The 18,683-nt window shown below is 53.4% G+C and carries 17 protein-coding genes; 10 read left to right on the top strand and 7 right to left on the bottom strand.

The window, feature by feature from the left end; translation table 11 throughout:
• The first annotated feature begins 257 nt into the window (after nucleotides 1-257).
• From RHM61_RS19550 to RHM61_RS19535, 4 genes are all read left to right on the top strand, one after another.
• Entirely contained in the window at nucleotides 258-518 is a 261-nt protein-coding gene (locus tag RHM61_RS19550; RefSeq protein ID WP_322248976.1) for a DUF2282 domain-containing protein, read from the top strand.
• Between the two features lie 24 nt (nucleotides 519-542).
• A complete protein-coding gene (locus RHM61_RS19545; RefSeq protein WP_322248975.1) occupies nucleotides 543-1,391 on the top strand; it encodes a DUF692 domain-containing protein in 849 nt (282 codons plus the stop codon).
• A complete protein-coding gene (locus RHM61_RS19540; protein WP_322248974.1) occupies nucleotides 1,388-2,158 on the top strand; it encodes a DNA-binding domain-containing protein in 771 nt (256 codons plus the stop codon). Before RHM61_RS19545 ends, RHM61_RS19540 begins: the two co-directional genes overlap by 4 nt.
• Nucleotides 2,159-2,298: 140 nt before the next feature.
• Entirely contained in the window at nucleotides 2,299-2,757 is a 459-nt protein-coding gene (locus RHM61_RS19535) for a DoxX family protein (protein ID WP_322248973.1), read from the top strand.
• Nucleotides 2,758-2,792: 35 nt separating this feature from the next.
• On the opposite strand, the gene RHM61_RS19530 is transcribed toward RHM61_RS19535, so the two are convergent.
• Both RHM61_RS19530 and RHM61_RS19525 read right to left on the bottom strand, forming a co-directional pair.
• Nucleotides 2,793-5,750: a hybrid sensor histidine kinase/response regulator gene (locus RHM61_RS19530; protein ID WP_322248972.1), complete on the bottom strand. Its 2,958-nt coding sequence runs from the start codon at nucleotides 5,748-5,750 to the stop codon at nucleotides 2,793-2,795.
• 31 nt (nucleotides 5,751-5,781) lie between these two features.
• On the bottom strand, nucleotides 5,782-6,585 hold the full coding sequence (locus RHM61_RS19525) for an ABC transporter substrate-binding protein (protein WP_322248971.1): 804 nt from the start codon (nucleotides 6,583-6,585) through the stop codon (nucleotides 5,782-5,784).
• Between the two features lie 401 nt (nucleotides 6,586-6,986).
• On the opposite strand from RHM61_RS19525, the gene RHM61_RS19520 reads away from it, so the two are divergent.
• Both RHM61_RS19520 and RHM61_RS19515 read left to right on the top strand, forming a co-directional pair.
• Nucleotides 6,987-8,543, top strand: a complete 1,557-nt coding sequence (locus RHM61_RS19520; RefSeq protein WP_322248970.1) for an alpha/beta hydrolase — start codon at nucleotides 6,987-6,989, stop codon at nucleotides 8,541-8,543.
• Nucleotides 8,544-8,555: 12 nt separating this feature from the next.
• Entirely contained in the window at nucleotides 8,556-9,227 is a 672-nt protein-coding gene (locus tag RHM61_RS19515) for an OmpW/AlkL family protein (RefSeq protein WP_322248969.1), read from the top strand.
• A 72-nt stretch (nucleotides 9,228-9,299) separates the two neighbouring features.
• On the opposite strand, the gene RHM61_RS19510 is transcribed toward RHM61_RS19515, so the two are convergent.
• Genes RHM61_RS19510 through RHM61_RS19500 form a run of 3 tightly spaced genes read right to left on the bottom strand, consistent with a single transcriptional unit; the run spans nucleotide 9,300 to nucleotide 11,497 of the window.
• The gene (locus tag RHM61_RS19510) at nucleotides 9,300-10,271 is read right to left on the bottom strand and encodes a GGDEF domain-containing protein (RefSeq protein ID WP_322248968.1); all 972 of its coding nucleotides are present in this window, start codon (nucleotides 10,269-10,271) and stop codon (nucleotides 9,300-9,302) included.
• 48 nt (nucleotides 10,272-10,319) lie between these two features.
• Nucleotides 10,320-11,180: an HDOD domain-containing protein gene (locus RHM61_RS19505; RefSeq protein WP_322248967.1), complete on the bottom strand. Its 861-nt coding sequence runs from the start codon at nucleotides 11,178-11,180 to the stop codon at nucleotides 10,320-10,322.
• Nucleotides 11,177-11,497 carry a hypothetical protein gene (locus RHM61_RS19500; RefSeq protein WP_322248966.1) on the bottom strand — a complete coding sequence of 107 codons (321 nt, stop codon included), beginning with the start codon at nucleotides 11,495-11,497 and terminating at the stop codon, nucleotides 11,177-11,179. The genes RHM61_RS19505 and RHM61_RS19500 overlap by 4 nt, the downstream gene beginning before the upstream one ends.
• Before the next feature lie 90 nt (nucleotides 11,498-11,587).
• Between RHM61_RS19500 and RHM61_RS19495 the strand changes: the two genes are divergently transcribed.
• Nucleotides 11,588-12,241 carry a DUF1345 domain-containing protein gene (locus tag RHM61_RS19495; protein WP_322248965.1) on the top strand — a complete coding sequence of 218 codons (654 nt, stop codon included), beginning with the start codon at nucleotides 11,588-11,590 and terminating at the stop codon, nucleotides 12,239-12,241.
• Nucleotides 12,242-12,272: 31 nt separating this feature from the next.
• On the opposite strand, the gene RHM61_RS19490 is transcribed toward RHM61_RS19495, so the two are convergent.
• Complete coding sequence (locus RHM61_RS19490; protein WP_322248964.1) at nucleotides 12,273-13,595, bottom strand: TRZ/ATZ family hydrolase; 1,323 nt, start codon at nucleotides 13,593-13,595, stop codon at nucleotides 12,273-12,275.
• 83 nt (nucleotides 13,596-13,678) lie between these two features.
• Here RHM61_RS19490 and RHM61_RS19485 point away from each other — a divergent pair, with 83 nt between their 5' ends.
• Nucleotides 13,679-14,380: a fumarylacetoacetate hydrolase family protein gene (locus tag RHM61_RS19485; protein WP_322248963.1), complete on the top strand. Its 702-nt coding sequence runs from the start codon at nucleotides 13,679-13,681 to the stop codon at nucleotides 14,378-14,380.
• 40 nt (nucleotides 14,381-14,420) lie between these two features.
• The gene (gene maiA, locus RHM61_RS19480; protein WP_322248962.1) at nucleotides 14,421-15,077 is read left to right on the top strand and encodes a maleylacetoacetate isomerase; all 657 of its coding nucleotides are present in this window, start codon (nucleotides 14,421-14,423) and stop codon (nucleotides 15,075-15,077) included.
• A gap of 5 nt (nucleotides 15,078-15,082) precedes the next feature.
• Here the strand turns inward: maiA and RHM61_RS19475 are convergent, their stop codons facing one another.
• Nucleotides 15,083-15,718 carry a hypothetical protein gene (locus RHM61_RS19475; protein ID WP_322248961.1) on the bottom strand — a complete coding sequence of 212 codons (636 nt, stop codon included), beginning with the start codon at nucleotides 15,716-15,718 and terminating at the stop codon, nucleotides 15,083-15,085.
• A 229-nt stretch (nucleotides 15,719-15,947) separates the two neighbouring features.
• Between RHM61_RS19475 and RHM61_RS19470 the strand changes: the two genes are divergently transcribed.
• Entirely contained in the window at nucleotides 15,948-18,674 is a 2,727-nt protein-coding gene (locus RHM61_RS19470; RefSeq protein ID WP_322248960.1) for a PAS domain S-box protein, read from the top strand.
• The last annotated feature ends 9 nt before the right edge of the window (nucleotides 18,675-18,683 follow it).

Raw genomic sequence — 18,683 nt, 5'->3', positions numbered from 1 at the left:
GAAGCATACACCAGTGGCGCGGCCTTGGGCCGAATCCTAAAATATCCTTGAGGCAAAATTTGCGCAGATTAAATTATTTTTTCGAATGCCTGTAAGTTTGTTGCGCGTGCTACGACTATTTGAGGTAATTTATCATTTGTTTCTCGTTGGCCAGGTGTTAATGCCCTGTTTTGATGAGAAATTACCCGCACCGGGCCCTATTATGGCTTGGTAACAGTCGAGCATCCGGCCAGGCCGGATCTATTTTGGAGAGCACAATGAACAATAAAGCCCTGATCGCCGCAGCACTCGTTAGTTTGGCAGCAACATCGATGGCCATGGCCGCAGAACCGGCTAAAACGGAAAAATGCTTCGGTATTGCCAAAGCTGGTCAAAATGATTGCGCGACCAAGACCGGTAGCCATTCTTGTGCTGGCCAAGGTAAAAAAGACAATGACGCGGCAGAATGGAAAAAAGTACCAGCCGGTACTTGTGAAAAAATGGGCGGCAAAGTTGAAGCAGCCAAAGCCCCAGCCTAAGTTTCATTGATGTCGGCGCGCGCCTTGCCTCCATCTGCCCTCGCCTTGGGAGTAGGGATAGGCTTGCGCGCGCAGCATTACCGTGAATTTTCTGCCGGCTCGGTGGCAGTGGACTGGCTGGAAGTGCATTCGGAAAATTACTTCGGTGCCGGTGGCATCGATTTGTTTATGCTCGAACAGTTACGCCGCGATTATCCGCTCAGCTTACACGGTGTTGGTTTGGGGCTGGGTTCGGTGCACGGCTACGATGCCGCTCACCTGACGCGCCTTAAGCGACTCGCTGAGCAAGTCGAACCGGCCTTGATTTCCGAGCATTTATGCTGGGGAGCCCTAGCCGGGCGGCATCTTAATGATTTGTTGCCACTGCCATTGATGAGCGAAAGCTTGGACTTGGTGTGTCAGCGGGTCGATGCGATGCAAACTCTGTTGCAACGCCAAGTCTTGATTGAAAATGTCTCGACCTATGTGCGCTTTGCTCAAGATCAGATGTCGGAAACCGAATTTTTATGCCGCCTGGTACAGCGCACCGGTTGCGGCATTTTGCTTGATGTAAATAATCTCTATGTCAATCAGGTCAATCATCGTGAAGATGCCCTGACTGCTTTGCAGTTGCTGGCGAGCATGCCAGCCGGAACAGTTGGCGAAATTCATTTAGCTGGCCATCTCGATGTTGGCCATTGCTTGGTCGATGACCATGGTAGCCGAGTGGCACCAGCCGTGTGGCAGTTGTTTTCCAGTGCTTGTCACTTGCTTGGTAGCGACATCCCTGTGTTGATCGAATGGGATACCGAAATTCCTGCTCTTTCCGTGTTAGTGGAAGAGGCGGCTAAGGCGGCGCAATGCCAAGACTTGACACGAAAGCGCGTAACATGAACTCTTTGGCCAGCTTGCAGAGTCAATTTGCCGCCGCCTTGGCGGCACCGAAGGGCTGGCCTGATTCCTTGCTCGCTACGCCTATGCTGGATGAACGCTTTGCTTTCTATCGCGGCAATCAACATGCCGTACAGCTCGCGGCTTTGCGCCATGCCTACCCGGTCGTGGAGCAACTTGGCGGCGCAGAATTTTTTTCCGGCATGGCGCGCGCGTATGCCCACAGTTTTCCTTCACAATCGGGTGACTTGCATGAATTTGGTCTTGCTCTGCCGCAGTTTTTGCGTGCGCATGCCAGCGATTATCCTTATTTTGCCGATGTTGCCACGCTTGAGTGGCAACTGCAGTGCGCTTACTATGCCGAAAACAGCCCCACTCTGAGTCTGACAGACTGCCTTGCCCAAGCAGTTGTAGCCGGCAGCGCTTTGGATAGCGCGCGCTTGCTGCCGCATCCGGCCGCCAGCTTACACCACAGTGCCAGCGCTGCCATCTCGGTGTGGCAGGCGCATCAAGGAGCCGGCACGCGCACGCTCGAGGCCGGCACGCTGATGCAAGCTTGTTATGGCTTGGTAACCAGGACCGACTGGCGCGCCGGCGTGATCGCGCTGGATTTGGCGCACTACCGGGCGCTCCAAGCCTTGTTTGCCGGTCACAGCGTCGCGGCAGCCTTGGAAGTGTTGCTGGAGCACGAAGCGGCAGCCGATGTCGGCGCGGCCGTGCGTCAGTGGTTTGATAGCGCGGCATTTACCAGTGTGCGGTTCACAGACTGAGATGCAAGTCGCTTGAGTCGAATCAAATAGTTTTCCTTTGCCTGTAAGTTAAGCTTTTTCGTTTCGACTGATGTACTTCGATGCTCATGTTCTCATAGCGACGCTGTCCGCTCTGCGAGATTAATTTTCTGAAAGTACCTATGAACTATTTTTTCCGCCTGCATGCCCAGTCTTTACGCTGCGATCAATTGCTGCAAAACTGGGGGATGAGTCTGTTGAGCCTGTTTTTGCGGCTTTATATCGCTTGGCAATTTTTTAAGGCCGGATTGATTAAAATTGCCGATTGGCAGTCTACCTTGTCCTTGTTCCGCGAAGAATACGTAGTGCCGGTTTTGCCGCCGGAATTGGCTGCGCTCATGGGCGCTGGCGGAGAATTATTTTTCCCGCTGCTGTTGGCAGTCGGCTTGTTTTCACGTCCGGCTGCGTTGGGCTTGTTCATGGTCAATGCCATGGCGGTTATTTCTTATCCGCAATTGTGGATGTTTGAATGTCCGGCAGCGATCAATGACCATTTTTACTGGGGTCTGTGTCTGCTCGTTTTAGTCTTGTCCGGCCCCGGGCGTTTCAGTCTTGATGCGCGACTGAGCCGCCCGCGCTGAGCGGCGGCTCGTGCCGATTTCAATCCGCGCTTGCTTCAATTTGTTGCCGGTACAAAGGCTTGAAGTGCCGCCTCGAAATCAATGAGGGCGATACCTAAGCGTGGATGTAAAGCGTTTAACAGCGGCACATCACGGCGCATACCGGCTTGTTCCAAATCGATACTGAGCTGGCTCAGCGCGTCGATGCCAAGATTGGCGCTCATGCCATGAATTTGATGCGCGAGCGCCGTGATGCCACGATAATCGCGCGCCTCAATGGCGCTGGCAAGTGCCGGCAAAATTGGCTGCATGGTGCTCATAAACAGCGCCAGAATTTCGCTTTGCGCGGTTTGGTCGGCCCCGAACATATCATGCAAACGGCGTTGTATGGAAGTCCATTGTGATGATTGCTGAATGGCAAGCGTTGCGGCATGGCTGCCAGTCGACAGATACAGCGTCAACATGGCCGCTAAATCAGCGCGGTTGATAGGCTTGGACAAATAATCATCCATGCCGGCGGCCAGACAAGTCGGTTTTTCTTCTGCCATGGCATTGGCGGTCAGGGCGATGATAGGAATATGGCCGCCGCGCGCGCGTTCGGCCGCGCGAATCTGGCGCGTCGCTTCGAAGCCATCCATTTCCGGCATATGGCAATCCATCAGTATCAGCGCATAGTCTCCTGTTGCAAACATGGTAAGGCCTTGGCGGCCGTTATTGGCCAGCCCGGTCGCGTAGCCAAGTTTTTCCACGATGTTGACGGCGACTTTCTGGTTGATCAAATTGTCTTCCACGATTAAGATTTTTGTCTGCGGCAGTACTGCCACGCTGAGCGCCAGTGCTGGCTCAGGCAGATCGCTTTGCTCTGCGAAGTTGCTGTGCGGCAGCGCGGGCGTGACGCGGTCCAGGCTGTGGCCAAGTAATGCACAGGCATCGAATAAGCTGCCGTGCCGCAGCGGGGTGCGCAATTGCGCCGCGAAGACGAGCTGATCGTGATTGCTTTCATTGGCATCGGATAGCAATACGCAAGCGAAAGCCGGCTGGTGCGTGCGTAAATAGCTGCTGATGCGGGCACCGGCACCATGCAGCGCTTGATCTTCAATGATGCCCATCCGAATTTCCGGATGGGCTGCCAGTGCGCTGATGAGATCGTTCGCACTGTTGAGCAGCACAGGGACGGCACCAAAGGAGCGTAGGTAGCTGACCAGCATGCGCGATAAATTCACGCTGCCAGTCAAGACGAAGACGGGGTAGGGCTGTGCCAAGCGGCGTGTTTCTGACTGCGCCGAACGTTGGCTCACCAGCAATGGCAGTTCAAACCAAAAGTGCGAGCCGCTGTTGTTGCTGCTCACCCCGATTTCACCCTGCATCAATTCGACCAACCGTTTACAAATCGATAAACCCAGACCGGTACCGCCGAAGCGACGTGTGATCGAACTGTCGGCTTGCATGAACGGCGAGAATAAAGATGGCAACACCTCGGCCGCGATGCCGATGCCGGTGTCGTGGATGTCGAAGCGTAACATGGCGGGCTTACCGGGGCGGTCTGTGGCGCAGACTTCGATCAGCACTTCTCCCGCTTGGGTGAATTTGATCGCGTTACCTATTAAATTGAGTAAGATTTGGCGCAAGCGCCCGCCATCGGTGCAAATCAGCGCCGGCAAATTCGGGTCGATCAGACTGATCACACGCAATTGCTTACGCCGCGCGCGGTCGGCCAAAATTTCCACGCTCGCTTCAACCACGCTCAGTAAATGGCAGTCGCTGATGTCGATGTGCATCTTGCCGGCTTCAATTTTGGAGAAATCGAGAATGTCGTTGATGATGGCCATCAGGGCTTGGGTCGATTCATCGATGATTTTGATAAATTCCCTTTGCTGCTCATCGAGTGCCGTATCCATCAGTAGCGTGGTCATACCAATGACGCCATTCATCGGCGTGCGAATTTCATGGCTCATCGTAGAGATAAAGACACTCTTGGCTTGATTCGCTTGTTCCGCGTTGATTTTGGCGCGCTCCAGTGCCGCTTCAAATTGATCACGCGTACGCATTAACCAATGCAGTAACAGCGAGCACAGCAACACAAACAAGGCCAGTGCGATGCCGGTCCATTTCAGCTTGCGCGATTGGTCTGCCCACAGCGCGAGCGCGTAGCTTTCCGACATGGCTGTGATAGCAACTACTGGGTAGCGCCGCGGTGTGCGGAAATTGATCACATAGGTGTTGCTGTTAAAGTAGCTGTCGGCCTGACTCAGGTGCAGCGTTCCAAACTCTTGCTCATTGCGCAGTGCGGTAAACACTTCCATTGAGGGATAGCTCTTGCCGAGTTCGAATTGTTCATTCAGCGTCGTGCTCAAGACTTTGCCTTTGTAATCGAATATCGTGGCGAAATTCACGCCCGGGCCCAACATGCCGCTGAAATCATTGAGTAGATACTGAGGGTTGACGATTGCGAGCATGACGAATTCGCGTTGACGGATACGGACTTGCTTGGCAAACGGCAGGCAATGGCTAGCGCTGCCGGTCTGCGCGACGATCTTGCCGGCCCGATCGAGCTCATTGATGTCGCGCAGGAAGACCGGCTGTCCCGCCTCCAAGGTCGTGCTCAACACGCTGCCCAAGCCGAGTTCGGCCAGTTCGATATGGCGGCCGGTTTCGCCGGGAATCGAGCTGGCCAGCACGCGACCATTTTGGTCGAGTAGAGAAATTGACCGTAAATAGGTCGAATTGCTGGCCGTGGCTTCGAGAATCTGGCGAATCTGAATATCTTCCAGTGATTGCTCGCCAGCTTGGTTATTGAGCAGGCCAGCGATCACATTGAGCGAATTATCAATCGAAGACAGGGTGCGGGTGAGGTGGCTTTCCAGCATTTTTGCCAGTAATTCGCCTTGTGTATTATTCGCTTGTAAAGTCAGTGCCTGATCACGCTTGAGCAACAATTGAGTGACCAGCAAAATGAAGGCGCAAAACAAGAGCCCGAGAGCGATCCAGATGGGGAATTTTTTCAAGCGGAGCATGAAATGCCGGGTCGGTGCCATATTGTGCTGTTTATTGTGAAAGGGCGATGGCATCGAGTTGGTGCTTGCTGGCGAAGGCCGCCAGTCGGCCATTTTTCTTGATCTCGGCGACGAAACGGTTTAGCCGCGCCAGGAAAATTGGATCGCCCGGAGCGATCGCATACGCATAATCCGTCAAATTGTAGGGGCGGGGTGGGGCGATGATGCGCGCCCAGTCGGTGCTTGCCAGCACGCGTCGGCTGTAGGGGTAGTCGGTCATGAAGGCGTCGGCACGACCCGATTCGACTTCCTGCTCACGCGTCATGGGGGCACTGACCAGCAGTAATTTTGCTTGTTTGATTTTTGCTTGCATCACCGCGACCATCACCGTGCCGTTTTGCACGGCAATAATCCGGCCCGGTTTGTCGAGATCATCCCAGTTTTGTACCGCATTGCTGTTTTTTGAGATAACTGCATACATATCGCTGCGCAAGTAGGCTTGCGTGAACTGCAGTTTGGCCGCCCGCGCCGGCGTCACGCCGACGGCATGCATGGCGATGTCGCACTCGTCATTGAGCAGTTTGTCGATCAGTTGCGGGAATGAACTATCGACATAGCGCAGTGTGACGCCGAGCTCTTGTGCGAGCGCGGCCGAGATGTCGATGTCCAAGCCCGATAAACTCTTGCTCTTGGGATTGCGAAAGCTAATGCCGTAGTAATCAGGCCATATACAGACGCGCAATTCTTTGCTGTGTAAGATTTTTGCCAACTTAGCGCCATTGGTTTGCGCGTGCAGATTGCCAACGCTGAGCCCCAGACTCAGTAACAGCAAGCAGCCAGATAAATACGGTTTCATACCTTACCTCAGAAAACAACGTCGAAAAAAAGGGAGCAGCGCAGTTCGATAGCTCTGGCGGATGCTATGATTCAATGAATTTCTTAAAAGCAATATCTTCATACCTGCAGTGTGGCCAGAATATATATTTATACGCAATTAAAATTTCGTTAAATCGGCGGTTATTTAATTTTTCACTACAATTTCTTGGTTTGGCAGCTTCGGCCGTCCCGCGCCTGTCTCAGGTTCACTTAGTGAAAGTTTTTTTAAGAAGGTTTACTCTAGAATTGTATATATAACTATTCAGCAATGTTTGTGGGTGCGATACTACTTGTAAGTTTTTAGAACGCTCGTGCCTTTCTTTTTTTTGGGTACCCACAGTTCTGCAACTTGACAAAAATATTCTTAATACAGGAGACAACATGCGTCAATATCATCTCACGCTGGGTTTGCTCGCAAGTGCCGCTTTAACGGCTTGCGGCGGCAGCGGTACCCCGGGTCCAGTGGTCAGCGTTTCCACTGCGCGCGGCACTCTGGCGGCGAATCCACCGAATCTGGTTCCGATTCCGCAAGCCAGCGGTCCGGCAGTTCCACAATTGTCACCGACTGCGTTTGCCGCCATGCTTGAAGCTGGTCAGCCGGGTATTACACAAGTAACGGGCGTGCCGAAGTGCGCGATCTCGACTTACTACATGAAATATGCCACCGTCGGCGGTGCCGGTGAAACCACCAGTTCGACTGGCGCGATCATGGTACCGTCTGGTACCGATGCTGCTTGCAGCGGCCCGCGCCCGGTACTGATCTACGCCCATGGTACGACCGCAAACAAAGCATTCAACATGGCTAATCTGCGCGATAATTCCGAAGCCAGTCTGGTTGCCGCTATGTATGCAGCGCAAGGCTTCATCGTTGTCGCATCGAACTATGCCGGTTACGATGTCTCGCCTTTGCCTTACCACCCATTCCTGAATGCTACTCAGCAAGCGAACGATGTCATCGATTCCTTGCGTGCAGCGCGTCAAGCCTTTCCGAATATCAGCGTGCAAGATTCCGGTAAATTATTCATTACCGGTTATTCGCAAGGTGGTTTCGTCGCCATGGCGACACAGCGCGAGATGCAAAAAAATTACGCCTCCGAATTTACCGTCACTGCCATGGCGGGTCAATCTGGTCCGTATGCGATGTCTTTGTTAGCCGACGCAATTTTTGCCGGTGCGCCGAATGCCGGTGGCACGGTTTTCTTGCCATTGATTACCACCAGCTGGCAGAAGTCGTATGCCAACCTGTATGGCAGCGCCAGTGAAATTTACGAAGATCCGTATGCCGCAACGATAGAAACTGTTTTGCCTGGCAATTACCCATCGATTACTGATGTGTTTACGGCCGGTGTCTTGCCTGCTACGCATATGTTTGCCGCGAATTCCGGACCAGTTACCCCGGGCTTTGCTAGCTTCTTTGGCACAGGCAATTTGATTAAATCGAGCTATCGCGCGGCCTTCCTTGGCGATGCGGTACAAAATCCGTGTAATAGCAGCGCTGAACCATCGTTGCAAGTTGCTTGTACTCCAGCTACCCAAGTCCGTGCTCGTGCCTTGCAAAATGACTTGCGTACCTATGTGCCAACCGTACCGGTCATGATGTGTGGCGGTTCCAGCGATCCTACCGTGTTTTTCAAAAGCACCACTGCCACCGCTGCCTTCTTCGTCAACCACGGCTACCCTATGGGTTACCCAGTTGCCGCAACGGCTGGTCTGCAAGTACTCGACGTGGATTCCGCCATCCTCGGCGTATCCGATCCTTATGCTGCGGCAAAAGTTGGTTTTAAGACGGCAAAAAATGCCGTGATCAGCGCGGCTGTCACAGCGAATCAAGATCCGGTCGCAGCAGTTGCCGGCGTCTATCATGGCAGCTTGGTTGCACCGTTCTGCAATGCGGCCGCACGTGGCTTCTTCCTGCAAGTTCTGGCAAGCTCACACTAAGGAATCGTTAACATGAATAAATTCCAATCTGTTGCCGGTGCCATGCTGGTACTGGCCTGCGCTTCGGTAGCGGCACAAGAAAACACTTTGCGTGTTGGTCTGATCAATCTCGACATCCATTCGAAGTCGGCTGATCTGAGCAGCAATGGCCCGGCTTTTTTGACGCCACAACCGGCCGGTCTCAATGTCGGCAATGCGACTACTTTATTGTTGGCTTATACCCGCAAATTAAATGATCATTTCGATCTCGATATCGTCATGGGTTTGCCACCTAAGCATAATGTTTATGGCCGCGGTAACCTGGAAGTGTATGGTGTGACGGCGCAGGTGAAGCAACGTGCACCGACCGCTTTCATCAACTATAACTTCTTTGATCCGACCAGCAAGTTTCGTCCTTTCGTCGGTCTCGGCTTGAATTACACACAGTTTTTTGATGCCAACTCAACTACTAGTGGCAATTTGGCAACAGGTGGCCCGACTAAAATCGATCTGACCAGTTCTTGGGGTGCTGCAGCGCAAGTTGGCTTCAGCTACAAGTTTGCTGACCGTTGGTCGTTCGTTGCTTCGCTGGCAACAGCGCAGGTCAAAAGCGATATGACGGCCACCACCGGTAGCATTGCTCGCAAAACCACGATTGATTTCCGTCCTGTCGTGTTGACAGCTGGTGTAGGTTATAGCTTCTGATTTTTCTGAAGTGAAATAAAAAAAGGGTTCGCGAGAACCCTTTTTTTTTGTCTGTGCTTGCGTAACGCCTCACTACACCGCGACGCGGTTACGGCCCTGTTCTTTCGCACGGTACAGCGCCTGATCAGCCGCATTGATGAAATCGCTGGTGCTTTGCTCATCAAGCAGGGTGGCGACACCGAAGGAACCTGTGATGTGCGGCAAGGCTTTTCTATTGTCGGCAAACACCTTGGTTTTGGCTAAGCGTGTGCATAAACGCTGCGCCACACCGAGCGCAGCTTTGGCGCTGGTGGACGGCAGAATCACCATCATTTCTTCGCCACCGTAACGCGCGGCAAAATCAGTAGGTCGTAAACCGGCATTCAACACTTTGGCAGCAGTTTGCAGTGCATCATCACCGAGCAAATGGCCGAATTCATCATTGAATTTCTTAAAGTGATCAAGATCGACCAAGATGATGCTCAAAGGGTGTTTACTCGATTGCGATTGCTCGACCAGGGTCGGTAATTGACTATTGAGCCAGGCGCGGTTATGTAAGCCGGTGAGGCCATCGACCATAGATAATTGGCGATAAAATTCACCGACTTTTTGGCGGCTGCGGATTTGCGCATTGGCGGCGCGAATACGAAAGGAAAGTAATTGCAATAAATTGCGCGCCACACCATTCGATTCATCGATTAGCCGCCACAAAATTTCTGCCTCGAGCACCAGCAAATCGCTGTCGACCAAGGCAGAAATCGTGGCGGAATGGATTTCTTCATCGAGTACCGAAATTTCGCCAACGCACTCGCCGGGCAAATATTGCGTGATCGAATTTTCAATGTGATTATTATCTTCATTGAGGCGGGTAATGCCCAGTGCACCGCTGAGCACGATGTACAGACGCGAACCGGAACTGTTGGCATCGAGAACGACTTGTCCATTTCTGGCCTTGACAATAGGGCAGTGGGCGATGGTCGCACGGATGGAGCGCAAATTTTCTACCGTGATATCGCGAAACAAATGAATGTCTTCGAGTCGATATGTGGCAGTGCTAAAAACCATCAGTTGTTCCAAAATTGTTTTGTCCAAATACATGTGCAATAAAGGTAATTAAATGAAAATTTGATTTAAAGCTTGAAACCGCATCTCTGTTTCACGAAAAATATGCAGATAATCGGTGTCACTCAGACCCAGCGTATCCCAAGCATGGCCAGACAGCAAGGGGGCAAGTTCATTTTCTTCTTCGTCCAGATCCAGCGCATGAACGATGGCATTGGCAACATGAACGATGGCAGCCAGCGAATGAACGCCCGCGGCATCGGGACGGTGGTGGCCGCTGATCGCTTCCTGCAGTGCCTCGGCGAATTTCCAGTGTTTCGCCAACGCAAGACCTATCTCGACATGATCGGTTTGCATGATGGCATGCTCGGCAGTCAGCAGGGTGCAATCATGCTCATTGCGGTACAGCAAGGTTTGCGCATAATCGAGCGGGCAATAGGTCGCCAGCACCAGTCTGCCTATATCGTGCAGCAAGCCGGCAGTAAATGCGAAGTCATGCTTCATGTGCAATGCCCGTGAAATCAGTTCGGCACAGGTGGCGGTGGCGATGCTATGTCGCCAGAACGCAACAAAGTCGAAGCCCGCGCATTCCGGCGGCGGCAGGCTATTGGTGAGCAAGCTCATGCGTATCACATTTTTTATATGCTTAATTCCCAGCAAGGTCGTCGCTTGCTGTATCGTCACGACCCGAGAATTGGCACCAAAGTGTGATGAATTTGCCAGCCGCAGCACTTTCGCCGTCAGCGATTGGTCCATCGCGATTTTTTCGTTGATGAAATCGAGGCTGCTATCTTCATTATCCAAGTCGCTCAACAATTCCATCGCTACTTGCGGCAGCGTTGGTAAGTCTTTGATATGCGTGATCAGGTACTCGATCGTGATCGGCATTTCTGTCTGAGGCAGGGTAATCATGACGGCACTCCGCTGCGATACAAGCGTAACAGTCGCTCCAATTCTGAATTCGGGTAGGTATAGGGATGTTGGCGGAAAATCAGATCGATTCGGGCCAGTTGGTGCGCTTGCAGCGCAGCGCTGTCAGCGCTGGACATCGGACTTGATTCGACATGTAATTGATGAATATCATGCGCGGCGATGGCATGCAGCGTCGCCTCGCTTAAGCTAAGCCCGGCTGGTAGCAGCACATGCCCCCTTTTATCGAGCAAGTCGTCGGCCAGAACCATGCCGGCCTTGACTTTGGATAAAGGTAAATACTGACTGTGCGTGCTCATTGATGGCTCCTGGTACTGCCTATGCAAGTATTGTTACTGCTGCGACTATATCTGAGAATATACTACTTTGTCTTTTTTCTTACCGATACCATGTCACCCTCAAAAAAATTCTTTCTGCGTCGCCCACGCTTGGTCGGCACTTTCTTGTTCGCCCTCTGCAGTCTGTTTTTTCTACCACAGCACTGGAGTTGGGCCAGCCGTGCTTTGCTCAGTTGGAATGTCGGGGTTTGGTCGTATTTGTGCTTGATGGGGTTTTTAATGAGTCGCGCGAATCATCACCATGTCAAGGCGATGGCCCTGCGTGAAGATCGCAGTGCTGTCATGGTGTTGGTGGTGCTCTCGCTGTCGGCCATCATCAGTATCGGTGCCATCGTACTTGAATTAGCCGGTACGCGTGAACTCGCGGCCGATTTGAGAGCGCTCAAATACCTGTTTGCCGGTGCCACTGTACTTGGGTCCTGGGCTTTGCTGGGGGTGATTTTTTGTTTTCATTATGCGGTTCTATTTTATCAATCGCCGGAACGGCAGCGTGCGCTGCGCTTTCCTGATGACGAGGCGCAGCCTGATTTCTGGGATTTTTTATATTTTTCTTTTACCATCGGCGTCGCCGCCCAGACTTCCGATGTCTTGGTGACTTCGCGCAGCGCGCGCAAGACCGTGCTGGCGCAGTCGGTGCTGAGTTTTTTCTTCAATGTGGCCGTGCTCGGTTTTTCCATCAATATCGCCGCCGGTTTGGTCGGCTGAACAATGCTTGCGCCGGCACGGCCGCATCGGCTTACTGCGTCATGCTGGCACTGATACGTTGTTGCCACCATTGCGCTTTATCGAGCAGTGCGGCCTGATCCAAACGCGTCAGTTGGCGTTGCTGCATTAAGCATACCCCATTCACCCAAACATGGCTGACTTGCTCGCGGCCGGCCGCATACACCAACTGCGAGATCGGATCGAACAAAGGCTGGGTTTCCAGCGCCGATAAGTCGACTGCGATCAGATCGGCTGCCTTGCCGCTCTCGAGGCTACCGATACGGTGTGCCAAACCGAGCGCGCGGGCCCCGCCCAGCGTCGCCATTTCCAGTGCTGCAGCAGCGTTGAGCGCGGTCGGATTGCCTGACTCTGCTTTGGCTAACAAGGCACCGATGCGTAAATCGCCCAGCAAATCGAGCTTATTATTGCTGGCCGCACCGTCGGTACCGATGCCGACATTGACGCCGGCAGTTTGCATGGCATGAATGCGTGCGAAACCCGAAGCCAGCTTGAGGTTACTCACCGGATTATGCGCGACATGCACGCCCAACTGGGACAACAGCACGATTTCTTCATCATCGGCATGCACCATGTGGGCGGCGATCAGTTTCTCATTGAGCAAACCCAGACCATGCAGGCGCTTGAGCGGACGTACCCCGTATTGTTTCAGGCTGCCGCTGATTTCTTCGGCCGTTTCATGGATATGGCAGTGTATCCCCATCTGATATTGGTTCGACAGGGCGATGATTTTACGGAAGGTGTCGTCGGCTACCGTGTACGGCGCATGCGGTGCCAGCCGGAAGTCCACCCCATCTTGGCCGGCGAAGGCGCTTCTGGCCGACAGGGCCTTCTCAATATAGCCATCGGCGTTGTCGGCGTAGCCAGTGGGGAATTCGAGAATGCTGCAACCGACGATAGTGCGCATACCGGCATGCAGCCCGGCGCGCGCTACCGCGTCATTATGAAAATACATGTCGTTGACTGTGGTGGTACCACCACGTATCATTTCAGCCATCGCATACGTGCTGCCATCGAACACGAAGGCATCGTTGACATGGGTTTTTTCGGCTGGCCAGATATGCTCATTGAGCCACTCCATCAGGCCGAGATCGTTCGCCAGTCCGCGCAATAAGCTCATCGCCGAGTGGGCATGCAGGTTGATCAAGCCTGGAAGCAGGGCGTGCTCACTGAGTTCGATGTGGCTGGCTTGCGGATACTGTTGACGTGCTTGGGCTTGCGGCAGAATCGCGAGGATGTTCTGATCCTGCATGACCAGCGCATGTTCTGTCAGTACGCTGCCACGTGGCAGAATAGGAATCAGGTATTTCGGGTGCAGGCAGGTGATGGTCGTCATAGTATCCTTAGGGTGAAGGTCGATTATATCGGTGTTGTCGGAATTTGTTGCAGTATCCTCATTATTGAAATTCAGGAAATCTTATGAACTTTGTCTTTGCCCCAGCCGCCGTGCCGGCTATTCCGGTTGTCGGCAGTGCCGATTACTTTCCGGTTCACCGAATTTATTGCGTTGGACGAAATTATGCCGAGCATGCCAAAGAAATGGGCGATAGCGGACGCGAGGCACCATTCTTCTTTAGTAAGCCGGCCGATGCCGTGCTGCCGGTGGCCGCCGGCGCGCGTGGCTGCATGCCTTATCCAAGCCGTACCAAGGAGTTACACCACGAAGTGGAATTGGTGGTGGCCTTGTCCAGCGGTGGCAGTCATATCACATTAGCCGACGCTGCCAGCCATATCTGGGGCTATGCGGTCGGGCTCGACATGACGCGGCGCGACTTGCAGGCGCAGGCCAAGCAGGGTGGCCGGCCGTGGTGTACTGCTAAAGGTTTCGACCATTCGGCACCGATCGGTGCGCTCACTCGCTGCACCGACCTTAGCGCTGACTTTCTCACTAGCGGCAGTCTCGACCTGCAGGTCAACGGCATCGAGCGTCAGCGCGGCCGACTCGATCAAATGATCTGGCAAGTCGCCGAAATCATCGTCGAACTCTCGCAGCTCTACCAGTTGCAAGCCGGCGATCTGATTTTCACTGGTACCCCGGCCGGTGTGGCATCGGTTGTACGCGGTGATCTGCTCACGGCACAGGTCGATGGATTAGCTACGCTCACCGTCGAACTGGTTTGATTTTCCAGTTTCACCAATGAGTAATAAGGAAGGAAGCAGCATGAAACTCTACAGTTATTTCCGCAGCTCGGCCTCATATCGCGTGCGCATCGCGCTCAATCTCAAGGGGCTCGATTACCAGCAACTGGCGGTGCATCTCGTGAAAAACGGCGGTGAACAACTTAGCGCAGCGTATCGGGCGCTCAATCCGGAAGCCTTGGTTCCAACCTTGATCGATACCCACGACGGTGACGAGTTACTGTTGACGCAATCGCTGGCGATTCTCGAATATCTGGACGAAGTCTATCCGAGTCCGGCCTTATTACCGGCCGATCCCGCAGCCAGAGCGGCGGTGCGTAGTTTTGCACTGTCGATTGCCTGCGAAATTCATCCGCTCAATAATTTACGGGTGCTGCGCTATTTAAGCCATAGCTTGGGCGTGAGCGAAGAGCAAAAAAATGCTTGGTATCGGCACTGGTGTGAAACTGGCTTATTGATACTGGAACAAAAATTACAACAACAGGGCAGCACCAGCACCTATTGTTTCGGCGAGCAGCCTGGTTTGGCCGATTGCTTCTTGATTCCGCAAATTGCCAATGCCGAGCGGTTTAACTGTGATTTTTCTGGCATACCGGGTTTGATGCGTATCAATCAAGCGTGTTTGGCCCATCCAGCTTTCGTGCGCGCCGCGCCGGCCAATCAGGCGGATGCGCAGTAAAGGCCTTAATTCGGCAAACCCGGAACAGCGGCATCATCAAGCGTGTCGCTGAGCACAGAAATCAGCATGGCGCGCGTGAGTTGCGATTTGGTGGTGTAACCGTCGATGGCAAACTGATGACCAACTTCACTCGCGGGGGCGTAGCCGGGTTGACCGGTACGCAAAACGATGCGCAACTGGTGTAAGCCCAGTTCCTTGCGGATGACTTGCACCAGCTGCAGACCTGCATCGACGGTTTCCATCACGACATCGAGCAAAATCAGCGCCAGATCGGGGTTCTCTATGATCACATGTTTGGCTTCCGCGGCGGAATAAGCATGCAGGAAAGCCAGTGGTCGACCGTGAATGCGCACGCCGCCCAATGCCAGCAGGGTGGTTTCATGCACCGTCAGGTCATCGTCTGTAATGAGGATTTTCCAAGGGTGCAGCTCGACTTTCAAGGTCGAATCGGCACACTCTTCTTCCAAAAAATTGATGTCATCGTCAGCACCGTCAAGCTGCGCCTCAGGATGGTCGCAAAACACGGCGCAGCGCAGCCTCGCTGGTGTGTCGCCGCAGTCGCGGCCAAAGGCATAACTGCCCGCGCTGAAAAAGCTGTTGTCACATACTAAACCGGGAGATCTGCTGTGTCTTTGTTCCATCAGTGGCCCCTTGATGCGAATAGTCAGTATTTTTTGTTTATCTTATGTGAAGCGGTGGGCTTAATCAAGCGCTCAGCACGGGTTTCTCTGGTTTTATTGCGTCAACTGCATCAACTGTTCAAGCTGTTTCAAATTTTCATCGCGCTCGGCGTGAGGAAGCGTAGTATTCAAGATGTTTTTTCTTTACAGCATCAACGCGTTCCGGAACTCCGGAGAAGTTAGGAGAGGTATGCCGCAGTGTGATTGCTCGACCGACAGCTTGGTAGTGGTGTTGGTGCCCTTATTGACCATGGTGCTGTTCATGTACGTCAGCCGACAAAGCATGCCTAGTCGTTCGAATCGCTACTGGAGTGCGGCGTTCGGCACGCTGGCACTGTGCCAGTTGTGGCCGCAGTTGGTGGCGGCTTGGGCTTGGCCCAGCTTGCTTGGCAGCGTGCTGTTTTCGGTCTTTGCCAGCTTGCTCTGGGTCAGTCTGCGCTTGCAGCAGGAGCGCTCGCTGCATCTGCCACGCCTCATGCTGGCGTTTTCGGTCGCGGTACTGAGTTTGCTGACGCTGAGTTTTGTCGCCCGCCCACAGAGCGCGCAATTGCTGCCTGCTTATCTGTACGCCGGTGTGCTGATGGCGGCTTGTGCCGGGTCTTTGTGGCGCGACCAAAGCAAGCAGATGCTGCATTATCAGGTGTTCGCCACTGTCTTGGCGCTCGAGTCCTTGCTGTTATTGTTGCCCGGTTTACAAATTTTTGTGCCGCAGCTGAGTCGGCTGTCAGCGCACAGCAGTGGTGCACGCGCGCTGCTGGAAGTCAGCATCGCCTTTCTCAGTCTGCTCGCCGGTGCCGCTGGCATTCATTCGCGCTTGACCGCTGCCCAGCAGGCATTGCAAGACCAGGGGCGCGAGCGGCAAGATGCCGAACAACTGACCAAAGAACGTCAGGCCATGTTTGAAAAAGTTTTTCAAGTGGTGCCGGATGTGCTCTTGATCTGTCGTGAAAGTGATGGCGTCTACATCGAAGTCAATCGTCACTGGGAGCATATCACCGGCTATACGCGCGCCGAGTCGCTCGGGCGTGTGCCGGCAGATTTCGATTTTTGGATAGACCCAAAACGTCGCCAGCAAATGGTCGACAAGCTGAAACAGGATGGCGAGCTGCATGATTTTCAGGCCAGCTTCAGACATAGAAATGGGCATGAATTTCATGTTTCACTGTCAGCCGCGCGCTTTCAAACTGGCGGCGAAACGTATGTGATCAACGTGATTCAAGATGTGACGGTATTGCGCGACACCGAATTACAGCGGCAGAAAATCGAAGGCGAGCTGCAATTGCGCGAAAAACTCTTATCGACCGTCTTTCAGCTCGTGCCCGACACCTTAACCATCACTCGGCTGGAAGGTGGTATCTACGTCGATGTCAACCGCAATTGGGCACCTTTACTCGGTTACAGTCGCGAGGAAGTGATCGGACTTAGTTCGGCCGACTTGAATCTGTGGGTGAATCCACAGCAGCGTAGTGATCTGATCGCGAAAATCATGGCCGACGGTGAAGTGCGCAATATGCAGGTGGCATTTCGTCGCAAAGATGGCTCGGTCGTACAGTGTGTGCTGTCGGGTTCGCGCTTCGGCCTCGAAGACCAAGGTTATATGTTGCTGTCGTCGCATAGCATTGATGCTGATATCGCGGCCGAAGATGCGCGTGTACTGGCCGAGCGCCAACTGCGTGAAAATGAAAGTAAGTATTCGAGTCTGTTCCAATTCTCCCCTATACCGCTGGGCTTGATTGATCTCGACAGTCGGAAAATTACCGAAGTCAATGATGTCTGGCTTAAACAATTCGGCTCGATCGGTCGCGCGCCTTCGGCTGCAGCGGCCGCAGAGGCCGAATTCTGGTGCAGCCCAGCCCAGCCGGCAGCGCTGCTGTCGATCTTGGCCGGCGGCGGCAGTGTTGATCAAATTGAAGTACAGATTCGAAATAAAGACGGTGCTATCCTGATTTGCCAACTGTCAGCCCGCTTGCTGGAAATGAACCGCAAGGCGGTCGGTATTTTTTCGCTGCTCGATGTCACGCGACAAATACAAGTAGAACAAGAAATTCGTGAAATGACCGCGCAACTCGAACAACGTGTACTTCAGCGTACCAGTAATCTGGAGCAGGCTAACAGTGAGCTGGCCGCTGCCATGAAGCGTTTGCGCCTCACCCAGCAAGAGTTGATTCGTTCCGAAAAAATGGCGGCATTGGGTTCCTTGGTGGCTGGTGTCGCGCATGAACTCAATACGCCGCTCGGGAATAGTGTCACGGTAGCGAGCACATTAGAAGATAAAACCCGTGAATTTTCTCAACTGCTGGAAAGTGGGCAAATCAAACGCGCCAGCTTGGAGCGTTACCTCGACAGCAGCCGCCAAGGCGCCGCCTTATTGATGCGCAATTTAGGCATCGCGCGCGAACTCATCGGCAGTTTCAAACAAGTAGCGGTCGATCAGGCCAGCAGTCAGCGGCGCCAGTTTGATCTGGCAGTGGTGCTCGATGAAGTCATCGCGACCCTGTCGCCTATGTATAAAAAAGGGCCGTTTTCGCTCACCACCGATTTAGCCGTCGGTATTGCGATGGATAGCTATCCTGGGCCGCTCGGCCAGATCATCACCAATTTCATGACTAACGCCTTGGTCCACGCCTTCGATGGCAGGGCGGTCGGGGTCATGCATTTGCGCAGTCGATTGCTGTCAGACGAACAAGTGGAAATCATTTTTTCTGATGATGGCAATGGTATCAGTGCGAGTGACCAGGAAAAAGTATTTGACCCGTTTTTCACCACCAAGCTCGGTCGAGGTGGCTCTGGTTTAGGTATGAATATTGCCTATAATTTGGTCACCGGCGTGATCGGTGGAATAATTGAATTACATAGCCAGTTGGGTGCTGGTACTGAGTTTCGCTTGCTCTTGCCGCGGATTGCGCCCACCATCTGAACTGAGCGC

The organism is Undibacterium sp. CCC3.4 (genome assembly GCF_034347425.1).
GTDB lineage: Bacteria > Pseudomonadota > Gammaproteobacteria > Burkholderiales > Burkholderiaceae_D > Undibacterium.
The sequence above is the reverse complement of the archived record's forward strand: the minus strand, read 5'-3'. Positions and strand labels throughout refer to the sequence as shown.